The organism is Streptomyces sp. NPDC005483 (assembly GCF_040606035.1).
In the GTDB taxonomy this organism is placed as follows: domain Bacteria; phylum Actinomycetota; class Actinomycetes; order Streptomycetales; family Streptomycetaceae; genus Streptomyces.
This window is the reverse complement of record NZ_JBEXEA010000009.1, coordinates 272,303-284,116: the sequence shown is the minus strand read 5'-3', so window position 1 is coordinate 284,116 and position 11,814 is coordinate 272,303. Positions and strand designations below refer to the sequence as shown.

9 protein-coding genes are annotated in these 11,814 nt (G+C 69.5%); 6 read left to right on the top strand and 3 right to left on the bottom strand.

Annotation, left to right across the window (positions count from 1 at the left end; genetic code table 11):
- Positions 1-93: 93 nt before the first annotated feature.
- From ABZT06_RS19795 to ABZT06_RS19770, 6 genes are all read left to right on the top strand, one after another.
- Positions 94-1,080, top strand: a complete 987-nt coding sequence (locus tag ABZT06_RS19795; RefSeq protein WP_355742015.1) for a glycosyltransferase family 2 protein — start codon at positions 94-96, stop codon at positions 1,078-1,080.
- Positions 1,080-2,423, top strand: a complete 1,344-nt coding sequence (locus ABZT06_RS19790) for an alpha-2,8-polysialyltransferase family protein (RefSeq protein ID WP_355742013.1) — start codon at positions 1,080-1,082, stop codon at positions 2,421-2,423. Before ABZT06_RS19795 ends, ABZT06_RS19790 begins: the two co-directional genes overlap by 1 nt.
- A gap of 134 nt (positions 2,424-2,557) precedes the next feature.
- A complete protein-coding gene (locus tag ABZT06_RS19785) occupies positions 2,558-3,400 on the top strand; it encodes an FkbM family methyltransferase (RefSeq protein ID WP_355742011.1) in 843 nt (280 codons plus the stop codon).
- 99 nt (positions 3,401-3,499) lie between these two features.
- A complete protein-coding gene (locus ABZT06_RS19780) occupies positions 3,500-4,522 on the top strand; it encodes a glycosyltransferase family 2 protein (RefSeq protein WP_355742008.1) in 1,023 nt (340 codons plus the stop codon).
- Complete coding sequence (locus tag ABZT06_RS19775; protein WP_355742005.1) at positions 4,512-4,934, top strand: GtrA family protein; 423 nt, start codon at positions 4,512-4,514, stop codon at positions 4,932-4,934. The genes ABZT06_RS19780 and ABZT06_RS19775 overlap by 11 nt, the downstream gene beginning before the upstream one ends.
- On the top strand, positions 4,931-6,199 hold the full coding sequence (locus ABZT06_RS19770; RefSeq protein ID WP_355742002.1) for an NAD(P)/FAD-dependent oxidoreductase: 1,269 nt from the start codon (positions 4,931-4,933) through the stop codon (positions 6,197-6,199). Before ABZT06_RS19775 ends, ABZT06_RS19770 begins: the two co-directional genes overlap by 4 nt.
- On the opposite strand, the gene ABZT06_RS19765 is transcribed toward ABZT06_RS19770, so the two are convergent.
- From ABZT06_RS19765 to ABZT06_RS19755, 3 genes are read right to left on the bottom strand one after another with little or no spacing between them, the layout of a single operon-like run.
- On the bottom strand, positions 6,189-7,880 hold the full coding sequence (locus ABZT06_RS19765; protein WP_355741999.1) for a hypothetical protein: 1,692 nt from the start codon (positions 7,878-7,880) through the stop codon (positions 6,189-6,191). The two genes, ABZT06_RS19770 and ABZT06_RS19765, sit on opposite strands and share 11 nt — an antisense overlap.
- A gap of 7 nt (positions 7,881-7,887) precedes the next feature.
- Positions 7,888-10,221 (bottom strand): glycosyltransferase, encoded by a 2,334-nt coding sequence (locus ABZT06_RS19760; protein ID WP_355741996.1) that lies wholly within the window; start codon positions 10,219-10,221, stop codon positions 7,888-7,890.
- The gene (locus ABZT06_RS19755; protein ID WP_355741993.1) at positions 10,218-11,681 is read right to left on the bottom strand and encodes a glycosyltransferase family 29 protein; all 1,464 of its coding nucleotides are present in this window, start codon (positions 11,679-11,681) and stop codon (positions 10,218-10,220) included. The genes ABZT06_RS19760 and ABZT06_RS19755 overlap by 4 nt, the downstream gene beginning before the upstream one ends.
- Between the last annotated feature and the right edge of the window lie 133 nt (positions 11,682-11,814).

Genomic DNA, 11,814 nt, shown 5'->3' with positions numbered 1-11,814 from the left:
GTACACGGGATGCACCGTTCCGACACATCGAGTTCACCCGCAGTCCCCTTGCCGGAAAGTTCCGCTGCCGGACCGCCTTCTAGCGTTTCGCGGGTGCCAAAGCTCTCCGTCATCGTGCCGTTCTACAACGTGCAGCAATACGCCCCGGACACCCTCCGAAGTCTCCGCTCGAATGCCCGGCGGGACTTCGAGTTCGTGCTGGTGAACGACAAATCCAAGGACGAAACCCCGGCGATTCTCGACCGCGCGGCCGACGCGCTCTCGGACGTCGCCCAGGTGCAGGTCCTCCACCACGAGACGAACGGAGGGCTCGCCACCGCGCGCAACACCGGCCTGGACGCGGCGCGCGGCGAGTACCTGACCTTCCTCGACGGCGACGACTGGCTCGCGCCGGGCTACCTCGCCGAACTGGTGGCCGCCATCGAGGAGCTGGGCTGCGACTTCGTCCGCACCGACCATGTGCAGACCGTGGCGCGCGCCCGGACCGTGCACCGGGTCCCGATCGGCCGGCGGAACGAGGTGCTGAACCCGCGGGACGCGATCCTGCCCGCCGACCGCTCGACCTCCGTCGACTACGCGTACGCGTGGGCCGGCGCCTACCACCGCCGCCTGCTCGACAAGGGCCTGCTGCACTTCACCGACGGGCTGCGCACGGCCGAGGACCGGCCGTGGATCTGGAAGCTGCACCGCGAGGCCGAGTCGTTCGCCGTGGTCAGCCTGCTGGGCGTGTTCTACCGGCGCGGGGTGGCCTCCTCCCTCACCCAGATCGGTGACGCCCGCCAGCTCGACTTCATCCGCGCCTTCGACCAGGTCATCGAGGAGACGGCGGCGGACCGGGACGCCGACCGGCTCCTGCCCAAGGCGGTGCGCACCTACTGCGCGATCATCGCCCACCATCTCTCCGACGAGTCCAAGTGGGAGCCGTCCGTGGCCAAACAGCTGCGGGCGATGAGCGCGGCGGCCATAAAGCGGATGCCGCAGGACATGCTCGGTGACGTGCTCGACACCATGGACCTGCGCCGCTCCGCCAAGCTGCGGCGGCTGCGGCGGCGGGCCACCACTGCTAAGGCGGCCGCGTGATGTCCCCGACCGGTTCCCGAACGACCCAGATCTTCTGCGCCTCGACGCTGTACGGCGCGGTCACGCTGGCCGCCGCGATCGACTCCGACCTCTTCGAGGAGCCCGAGCGCCGGGTGCTGCTGGTGTTCAACAACACGGCGACACCGGAGACTTCGACGCCGCTGGACGAGATGCCGGGCTTCGCGCCGCTGCGCGACCACTTCGACGAGGTGCTCTCCTGGAACGAGGCCATCCGCCCCTTCCACCCGGGCTCCTGGACGCCCCGCCCCGACGACATCCCCCTCTTCGAGCGCTATCTGCGGCTGCTGTGGGGCCTCGGCGACGACCGTGTCGAACTGGTCATGGAGTCCATCCAGGTCACCCCCGCCCTGACCGTCGCCCAGATCTTCACCGGCGCCCCCGTGGACGTCTACGCCGACGGCCTGATGAGTTACGGCCCCACCCGCAACAAGCTCGACCCGCTGGTCGGCACGCGGGTGCGCCGCCTGCTCCACCTGGACCTGGTCGCGGGCCTCACGCCGATGCTGCTGACCGAGTTCGACGTGCCGCCGGTGGTGGTGCCGACGTCTGCCTTCCTGAAGGCGATGGGCGAACTCACGGCAGCCGTGGAGGAGTTGCCGCCGCTTCCGGAGAACGCGGCGCTGCTGCTCGGCCAGTACCTCTCCGCGCTGGACATCCTCTCCCCCACGGAGGAGGAGGATCTGCACGTACGGATGCTGAAGGGAGCGGTCGCCAAGGGGCACCGCTCGATCGTCTTCAAGCCGCACCCCAGCGCGCCGGCCCGCTTCAGCCGCACCCTGGAGGCCGAGGCCCAGAAGCTCGGCGTGGACCTGACCGTCCTGGACACCCCGGTGCTCGCCGAGGTGCTGTTCGAGAAGGCCCGGCCCGGCCTGGTCGTCGGCTGCTTCTCCACCGCCCTGTTCACGGCCTCCGCCCTGTACGACCTCCCGGCCGCGCGCATCGGCACCGAGATGCTGCTCGAGCGGCTGACGCCGTACCAGAACAGCAACCGGGTACCGGTGGTGCTGGCGGACGCGGTGCTGCCGGATCTGGAGGGCCGCGAGGGACAGGAGGCCATTCCCGCGGACACGCTCAACGCCCTGGTCACCGCGCTCGGCTTCACGTTGCAGCCGCAGATCCACCCGGCGCTACGCCCGGCCGCCGAACGCTATCTCTCCCAGCACTTCGGCCCGCGCACCCGGCGCTACTTCAGGAAGAAGCGCCTGACCTCGCTCGGGCTGCCGGGCGGCATCCCCGACCGGCTGACCTTCCTGCCGCGCAGTTCCACCGCGCGCCGGGTGGTGCGTCGGGCACGGGCACTGAAGAAGGCTGTGAAACGCTAGGCGAAATACTGGGTGAACCGCGGGAAACTCGCGTGCGCCCTTTCGTAAAAGGCCAGGTCATGCGCTTATGACCTGGCCTTTTCGATGGTCGCAGGACCTGTGACAAGTCCACACGGCGCCCCTACGATCGCGGGATGCGTATTCCCCAGCTAGAAGAAGCCAACGCCCGCATGCTGGCACACGCACCATCCGTCCGGCCGGTCGCCACGAGCGACATCATCCGCACCCACCGGAAGAAATTCCCCTATCGCGGCTATGTGGAGATCGACTCCCCTTATTGCCCGCCTTTTGTGATGTTCTGCGTGAATGACGACGCGGTCGGCCTGGACACACTGTGGAACGGCCGGTTCGGCTACGAGCCCGGCAGCCTCGCCACCTGGTCCCGGCTTGCCGCGAAGAGCACGACGATCGCCGATGTCGGGGCGCACGTCGGCTACTTCTCGATGATCGCCGCCCTCGCCAACCCGAAGGCGAAGGTGCACTCCTTCGAACCGGTGGACCAGATCCACGCGCGGCTGTCGGTGAACGTCCGGTCGAACGGTGCCCAGAACGTCAGACTCCACCAGGCGGGCGTGTCCAGCGAGGCGGGCTGGGCCGAGATCAGTGTCCGCTTCGCGGGCAACCTCCTGTCCACGGGCTCGACCCTGGAGGGCGGCGCCGCCGACGCCGAGCAGAAGCGGATCCGGCTGGTCTGCCTCGACGAGGTCTTCGCCGAGACCAGGCTTGACCTCATGAAGATCGACGTCGAGGGTCATGAGATGTCGGTCCTCCAAGGAGCCCGCCAGGTCCTCAAACGCGACCGGCCGACCGTACTGCTCGAGGCGCTGCGGGACGCGGACATGCAGATCCTCCTCGCCGAGTTCGATCCTCTCGGCTACGACTGCCACTGGATCACCGAGCACGACGGCACCCTCGTCCCGGGGTACGCGCCCAGGCCGCCCAAGACCCGGAACCTGCTGTTCACGCCGCACGACTGACACGCCCGCCGGGGGGCGAAAGGGAAGCGAAAGGGGGCGGACGGCTCCCGGCCACGGCCAGTTCGGCGCACGTTCACAGACCTTCCATAGCTTCTCCCAATGCCCCAGCAGGACGTTCGACCCCGCATACCCGATGTCGTCCCGGCGCAGCCGGCACCGCCGGAACGGCAGCCCGTCCGCCGATCCCTCGTCTCGTACGTCCTCCCGGTCTACGACGAGGAAGACGGCATCCAGGCGTTCCACACCGAGCTGGCCGCGGCCCTCGCCGAACGCCCCGAGTTCGACTACGAGTTGGTGTACGTCAACGACGGCTCTGGCGACGGTTCCCTGGCGATCCTCAGGGATCTGGCGAAGAACGACGAGCGGGTCCGGGTCGTCGACTTCGCCCGCAACTTCGGGCACCAGATCGCCATCACCGCCGGTCTCGACCTCGCGCAGGGCGACGCGGTGATCGTGATGGACACCGACCTCCAGGACCCGCCGAAGGTCAGCCTGGAGCTGGTCGACGCCTGGCGGGCGGGTGCCGAGATCGTGCACGCCCGTCGGCGGTCCAGGCAGGACACCGCGTTCAAGCGGGCCACCGCCCACCTGTACTACCGGGTCCTGCGCTCCTCCACCGACGTGGACATCCCGCTGGACACCGGCGACTTCCGGCTTCTGGACCGGCGGGTCGCGGACGAGCTGCGCAAGTACCGTGAGCGCAGCCGGTTCGTGCGCGGCATCGTCGCCTCGATGGGGTACCGGCAGACCGAGGTGGCCTTCGACCGCGACGAACGGTTCGCGGGCGAGACGAAGTACCCGCTGCGCAAGATGGCCCGCCTCGCGATCGACGGCATGACCAGCTTCTCCACCGCCCCGCTGAAGATGATCACCCGGCTCGGTTTCGTGGTGCTCGCGCTGTCGCTGCTCGGCATTCTCTACGCGCTCGCGATGAAGTTCTTCCGGCCCGACATCACCGTCTCCGGCTGGACGATGATGATGTGCGTCGTGCTGTTCCTGGGCGGCACGCAGATGCTGTCGCTGGGGGTCATCGGCGCCTACATAGGGCGCATCTACAGCGAGGCGCAGGGCCGGCCGCTGTATCTGGTGCGTGACGTGATCGGCGGCGACGGTGACCGCTGACACCACGGAGGCCGGGACCACCACGGCTCCCGCCCGGCGACGGCTGTCCCGGCAACTGCTCAGCTACACCCTGATCGGCGGCAGCGGAGTCGCCCTCGACCTCGTCGTCTTCCTGCTGCTGCACAACGTGGCCGGGATGGACGAGCAGTTCGCCAACGCGATCAGCACCACGCTCGGCATCGCCAACAACTTCGTGCTGAACGCCCGGTTCACCTTCGAGCGCCGCGACCGCCTCGTCGTGCGCTTCCTGCGGTTCTACGCCGTCGGCCTGACCGGCATCGTCTTCACCAACCTGCTCTTCCTCGCCTTCACCGACGGTCTGGGGATCGACGCCAACCTGATCAAGGCGGGTTCGCTGCCGCTGGTCCTGGCGCTCCAGTTCGTGCTCAACAGAAAGTGGAGTTTCGCATGAACCTCGGCATCATCGGAGCGGGTGCCACCGGCCTCACCGCCGCCTGGGACGCCGTACGCGCCGGCCATCAGGTCACCGTTCTGGAGGCGGCCGACGAACTCGGCGGGCTGGCCGCCTCGTTGGAGGTGGGCGGGGTTCCGCTGGAGCGCTACTACCACCACATCTTCCGCAGCGACAAGGCGATGATCGCGCTCATCGAGGAGCTGGGGCTGGGTGACGCCCTGCGCTTCCACAAGCCGACCACCGGCATCTACCGGGGCGGGAGGCTGATCGACTTCACCACTCCCTTCGACATGCTGCGCTACCCGGAGTTCGGGCCGGTCGACGCCGTGCGCTTCGCCGCCTCGTCGGCGGTGCTGAAGGCGGTCCGCAAGGGCGACCGCTTCAACGACCTCACCGCGCTGGCCTGGCTGCGCAGGTGGGCCGGCCGGAAGGCCACCGCCTCGATCTGGGAGCCGCTGCTGCGCGGCAAGTTCGGCGACCGTGCCGAACAGGTGTCGATGGCCTGGCTGTGGGCGCGGATCCACTGCCGGACCTTCGAACTCGGCTATGTGGACGGCGGGTTCGAGCGGGTGTACGCGGCGCTCAAGGACGGGATCGAGGAGCACGGCGGGAAGGTCGAGTTCGGCAAGGCGGTGGACTCGATCCGGCAGCCCGGCGCCGACGAGGCCGTCGTGACCTGCGCGGACGGATCGACGTACGCCTTCGACCGGCTGATCGTCACCACCCCGCAGCCCGCCTTCGCCAAGGCGGCCGGACTGCCCGACGACAGCGCGGTGTGGAAGAACCAGTACCTGGGCGCCACCTGCTTCGTCCTGGAGCTGGACCGCAGCGCGATCCCGTACTACTGGCTCAACATCAACGAGCCGGACTTCCCGTTCCTCGCGGTGGTCGAGCACACGAAGATGATCGACCCGTCCGTGTACGGCGGCCGGCACATCCTCTACGTCGGCAACTACGTGGAGCGTGAGGACTGGCGGTTCACCACGGACCCGGGCGAGCTGCTCGACGCGTTCGTGCCGCATCTGAAGCGGATCAACCCGGCCTTCGAGAAATCCTGGATCAAGGACTGGCACTTCTCGAAGGCCGGGTTCGCCCAGCCGGTGGTGACGCCCGAGTACCGTGCGCTGATCCCGGCCCATGAGACGCCCATGAGCCGGGTCACGCTGGCCACGATGGCGCAGATCTACCCGCAGGATCGGGGGCAGAGCTACTCGGTGGCGATGGCCCGCGAGGTCACCGCCTCGCTCGGGCTCAACGTCTGACGCACAGCACGAGCCGCTCCCCCGTGTTCCCGCGCGGGCAGTCGTACACCGTGGTGACCCGGCGCCACAGCTCCGGGTCGACGTGGCCCGGCTGGAACCAGGGCCGTTCCAGCACCGCGTACGGCGCCGGGTCGTGGTCGACGCAGTCGGCGTTCTCCTTGAACGACTTCAGCTCGGCCACGTCCGGCAGGTAGCGGGTGCGCTGGAGGAACGTGGCGATCGGGTAGCGGCACCGGGCCGGGTGGTCGAGGTCGTACGCCGTCTCCCCGAAGGCCAGGTACAGCACCGATGCGCCGGGGGGCAGTTCGGCGGCGATCCGGTCGACCTGGTCCGCCGTGCGCCGCTGCTCCGCCAGGTACCCGGAGCCGGTGACGGTGACCTGGCCGTGCAGCACGAGGTGCGGGGAGCCGGGCCAGATGCTCGCGGCCAGCAGCACGACCCCGGACAGGGCGACCAGGACGGCCGATCGGTTCCTCAGCCGCTTCTCGAACAGGACGTCCACCGCGGCCGCGAGCAGCGCGAGCAGTCCGGCCGCCCAGACCTCCCACGGGCGCTGGAACCTGCCGGGCAGCTGCGCGTACACCACGGGCAGCACGCCGTACAGCAGGGACACGGCCCCGAAGCACCACGGCGGAGAACTGCGCGCGCCGCCCACCGCGACGCCCCAGACGACCGCCGCCACCACGGGCATCTGCGCGCCGTGGTACAGGAACCAGTTGCCCTGGACGACCACCACCGCCTGCGCGGCGAGGCCGATGAGCAGCGCGATCGCGAGGAGTTCGGCGCGGCGCAGCCGGCCCCCTACCCGGGTCAGGACGAGCAGCAGTGCGCCCGGCAGGAGCAGCAGCACCGGGCTGGTGACCGCGCGGTCGGCCAGGAAGTCCACCGTGCGTTCGAGGATGAAGTGCGGGTGGATGCCGGTCCGGCTGAGTGCGGACTGGTTGATCTGCGGCATGTCCTCGGTCCACTGCCACTCGCGGGTGCCCGCGAGGACGCTCAGGCCGAACAGGGCCAGTGCGGCCGGGATGCCGACCGCGGCGATGCGTACGGCGCGGCCCCGGTCGACCGCGTAGACGAGGAGCACCCCGATCGCGGCGGTCGCGGCGGTGGAGTACTTCATCATCACCGCGAGGCCCAGCGGGAGCGCGGCGAGCAGGGCCGCGGGCCAGGGGCGCCGGGGCCCGAGGGCGGCGGCGACGGCGAACACCGTGAGGACGACGGCCGTCCACTCCGGCTGGAGGAAGTCGTTGCGGGGAGCGAGGGTCAGGGCGAGTCCGGTGGCGCCGGCCGTCAGCGCGGCCTCGCGCACCGTGACCCGGCGCAGCAGTGCCGCGTACAGGGCGTACGCGGCGGCGGCGGCGAGCAGGACTCCCGCCGCGTTCATCACCGCCTCGCGCACCGCCGTGTCCCCGAAGAAGGCGAGGCGGTCGAGGAGCGCGACGAACCACCGGTAGAAGAACGGGCGGTGGGTGAAGACCTCGGAGGGGGAGTAGCCGGCCGCGCGGCCGGTGCGCAGGGCGGCCAGGACGTAGTGGAGGTCGCCGGTGAGGCCGCGGGTGAGCACGGTGTACACCACGGCGGCCGCGGACGGCACGGCGGCCGCCGCCCACCTGAGGGGTGAGCGGCGGCCGCTGTGCGCGGCGGGCCGGACGGATGTGCCGTCGGCCGTCGTCGTCGTCATGATGTGCTCAGCCGCCCAGGAGGACCCGCAGGTCGGCCGCGTTGGCCTCGGTGACCTTCCACAGCTCCTGCTGGCGGCCGTGGACGTCGGCGACCGTCCTGTCGTGGTCCGCGAGCAGTTCCTTCGACCGCTCCACCAGACGGTCGGCGAGATGGCGGTCGTGGACCGAGACGCCCCAGTCGGGCCGCTCGATGTCCCGCAGGAAGTAGGCCATCTTGGGGTGCGAGATGAGGCTGATGATCGGGGTGCCGCAGCCGAAGGGGATCATGCCCGCGTGGCCGCGCATGCCGATGACCAGCTTGGTGCGGGCGTAGAGGTCGAGGATCTCCTTGTTCTCGAAGTCGTACATCGGGATGACCGGCATGGAGATGCCGTGCTCGCGCCGCAGGTCGAAGACGATCTTCTCGTCGTCCAGGGAGTGCGCCACGCACTGGACCTCGGCCAGCTCGCCCAGGTCACGGACGGCCTGGGCCATCTGGGCCAGGAAGTGGCCGTAGTCGTGGCCGAAGCGCAGGCCGGCCCGGTCGTAGGCGGCGTTGATGAGGATCGTGTCGTCGCGCTTGGCCGGGTCCTGCCAGCCGGGCACGAGGTGGCGGGTGACCGTCGTCGGGCAGGGCTGGAAGCGGATCTTGTCGTGCAGATGGGCCGGGACCATGGCCCGGACCTTCTCGATCGATCCGTGGTTGCGCAGTCCGAAGAAGGAGGACTGCTCGACGAGGAGCCGGAGCGAGTCGCGGAATCGGTTGGCCCGGTAGGACTGGCCGTCGAAGGCGTTGAAGCCGACGGCGAAGACCGCGATGGGCACGTCGATGCGCTTGAGGAGCTCGTCCGGGACGTTCCACTGCCAGGCGCTGTTGCCGTTGGGCATGGTGTCCGGGATGAACAGGCCGCCGCCGCCGATGACCAGGCCGCGACGGCGGTTGACACGCTGCAGGGCACCCTCGTCGAAGAGGCGGTGGGCGTGCACCGAGTGCCAGCGGCGGGAGGTGGTGTCCGGGCCGAAGGCGGAACGGACGCTCTCCGGGAGGAGCTTGTCGCCCGCGTTGCCCTGTCGGTCCATGTAGAAGGCGACATGCGCCAACTGGTCCTCGGGGGCGCCCAGTTCCTGGGCCGGCACGGCGGCCGCGCGCTGCGCCCACAGTCGGCTGGGACGGTGGGTCGGGTCGACGGCCATGCCGGCCGTGGCGTGCTGCAGGGCCTGGGCGTTGTCGCCGTGCACCCAGGCCATCTGGGCGAGGCGGGCGTAGGCGGTGGCGGCCCGGTTGGGAGCCGCCGCGGCCAGCAGGAGCTGTGTCTTCGCCTCGTCGTAGCGCGAGACGCTCATCAGGGCGTGGCCGAGGACCTCGTGCGGCCATGCCTCGTCGAGCGGGATGCGGACGCTGCTCAGGACGTCGACGGCGTCCTGGTAGTCGCCGGAGGAGATGTGGGCGGCGGCCACCTTGCGGGCGGTCTCGACGTCTCCGGTGCGAGCCACGTGCGGGGTGCCGTAGTGCACGATCAGGTCGTGGTGCAGGCCCCCCGGCTTGTCCATGTACGCGGCCTGGAATTCGGCGTCGGACAGCTCGAACTCGCGCCAGCGCTCCTCGGCCTGGCTGTAGCCGGCCTCGCCGCCCTGCCAGGGCTTGTGACGGCCGGTGAAGTGCAGGATCGCGGTGTCGTCCGGGACGGGCAGATCGCCCGACAGCCGCCGCTTGACGAAGTTGTAGCGGGCGTCGAGGCGCACGAAGTCGCCGTCCAGGACGGCGTTGAGGATGCCCTGGTCGTGCTTGTCGAGTTCGTAGTCGCCGGAGCGGCCGCACTTGTCGAGCTTCGCGCAGAAGGAGTCGCTCAGGTACTCGCGCTGGATGACCAGCAGGCCCGAGTTGAGCTTGTGCTGTCCGTAGAAGAACTGCGGGACGGCCGCGAGACCCTCGCGCAGCCGGAGGAGTTCACCGAGGTCGCCGAGGACGACCATGTCGGTGTCGAGCGTGATGACGGTGTCGTACTCGCGGATCTTGAAGACGTCCAGGATGAAGTACGCCTTGCGGACCAGGTAGTTGTCCTGGTCCCCCTTCTTGTACGAGTCGTAGTGGTCCGCGTCGACACGCTTGAGGACGATCCGCGGGTGCAGCGCGCGGATCCGGGCGATCGAGCCCGGGCGCAGGTCGTCGTAGAGGACGACGAAGTCCTCGCACACGCCCGGGTTGGACAGGGCGAGGCTGCGCAGCAGGGCGAGGAAGCCGGGCAGGTAGTTCTCGTCCACGAAGCTGGCGAAGGCGATCTTCCGCTTGCCGGTGAGGGCGTGCGCGTCGGTCACCGGGGCCAGGGGGGCGGCGGTCCCGATCAGGGAGTTGGTGGTCATCGCAGGGATATCCTCATGTCGGTCACGCTCTGGGCCCGCTCCATGACCCATGCCTTCTCGCTGGTGTATTCGTGCACGGACGTGATGGCGAGCTTCATCGCCTCCTGGACGCGGTAGGCGCCGCTCTCGTAGAAGTCGAAGCCGATCAGGTCGAGCTTCGGGCTCACGTCGAGGAAGTCCAGCAGCCACAGCATGTTGAAGCCGGAGGTCGGAATGCCGGACCAGACATCGGTGGAGACCTTGCCGATGTTGCGCAGCGGCCAGCGCAGCGACTCGTCGCCGAGGTAGGTCTGGGCGCCGGGGACCAGGCGGTTGCGCAGCGAGTACTTCCAGTCGCCCGAGACGCCGCCGAAGACGAGGCGCGTGGTGACCTGCTGGTCCCAGTTGAAGCCGTGCTTGTGGATCGTGACGTGGATGTCCGTCTTGCTGCCGGTGTGCTTCGGGTCGATCCGGTAGGAGTTGAAGCGGACGACGAGGTCGTACGCGTCGATCTCGGCGCCCATCGAACTCGCGCCCACCCGGCCGGAGTTGGCGATCAGGCAGATCGACTTTCCGGCGATCTGGTTGCGGAACTCGCCGAGGCTGATCCACTGCACGCCGCCGATGGTGGGGTCGGCCACGGGGCCCCGCATGCGGTTGCGGCGCTGTTCGGCGTAGAGGGCGACGACCCGGGTGAGAGCGGCGGCGTCGGTGTCCTCGGTGGAGCGCAGGTCGAGGTACTGGCTGAGCAGTTCCTGCCGCTCCTGCACGGGGGCGTTCTCGTCGGTCAGCGCGAGGAGCGCTCCCACCAGCCGGGGCTCGGCCTCGGTCCAGTCGCCGACGGCGTGCGCGGCGAGGCCCTCGGCCCACACGTCGGTGGCGGGGCGGGCGGCGAAGGCGCGGGCGCCGGGGACCTGTTGCCCCAGGAGTGCGAGGAGCTCGCGCTCCTTCTCTCCCGCGATGCGCAGGCCCGCGATCCGGGCAACGACTCCGAAGCCGTCGTCGTCGGTGAGGGCCAGGTACTTCTCGTACGCCTCCAGGGCCTCACGCTCCTCGCCGAGGACCTCGAGGAGCCGGGCCCGCAGACGCCAGCCGGCGCGGGAGTTCTTGCGCTGGGCGAGGACGGTGTCGCTGATGACGAGGGCGAGGTTCAGCTCGTCGTCGTAGCCGCATTCCAGGGCCTTGTTGGCGACGGCCAGCAGGGCGTCGAGCAGATCGGCCGGGATGTTCGAGGAGGGGCTCGCGGCACCCTTGACGGCGCGCTTCAGCAGGGCGGTGGCACCGGACGGGGCGGGCGCCGCAGGGGTGGCCGTGGCCGTGGTGCCCCAGGCGACGAGCAGCTTGCGCAGCTGTTCGCCGAGTTCGACGCGGCGGCGGTCGACGCTGCCGACGACCTTGCCGCTGTGCGCCGCGCAGGCGCGAAGGCAATCGTCCAGCTCCCCTCCACGCGCGCGTGCACGCCTCTTCTGGACCGTCGTCATGGCACTCCTGTTGTTTTCTTGCCAAAGCAAAGACAAGTTCATGGGTTTACTGCGACGTGGGGGGATTCTGGGCGAACTTAGGAAGCCAAAACGACATTCAGGTGAACTCACCGGGACCAGAAGGCCAATCGTT

Bases quoted from the DNA above. Each gene is read 5' to 3' on its own strand.
- ABZT06_RS19780 (WP_355742008.1), top strand. From the start codon at position 3,500: ATGCCCCAGCAGGACGTTCGACCCCGCATACCCGATGTCGTCCCGGCG.
- ABZT06_RS19770 (WP_355742002.1), top strand. From the start codon at position 4,931: ATGAACCTCGGCATCATCGGAGCGGGTGCCACCGGCCTCACCGCCGCC.
- ABZT06_RS19790 (WP_355742013.1), top strand. From the start codon at position 1,080: ATGTCCCCGACCGGTTCCCGAACGACCCAGATCTTCTGCGCCTCGACG.
- ABZT06_RS19755 (WP_355741993.1), bottom strand. From the start codon at position 11,681: ATGACGACGGTCCAGAAGAGGCGTGCACGCGCGCGTGGAGGGGAGCTG.
- ABZT06_RS19785 (WP_355742011.1), top strand. From the start codon at position 2,558: ATGCGTATTCCCCAGCTAGAAGAAGCCAACGCCCGCATGCTGGCACAC.
- ABZT06_RS19760 (WP_355741996.1), bottom strand. From the start codon at position 10,221: ATGACCACCAACTCCCTGATCGGGACCGCCGCCCCCCTGGCCCCGGTG.
- ABZT06_RS19765 (WP_355741999.1), bottom strand. From the start codon at position 7,880: ATGACGACGACGACGGCCGACGGCACATCCGTCCGGCCCGCCGCGCAC.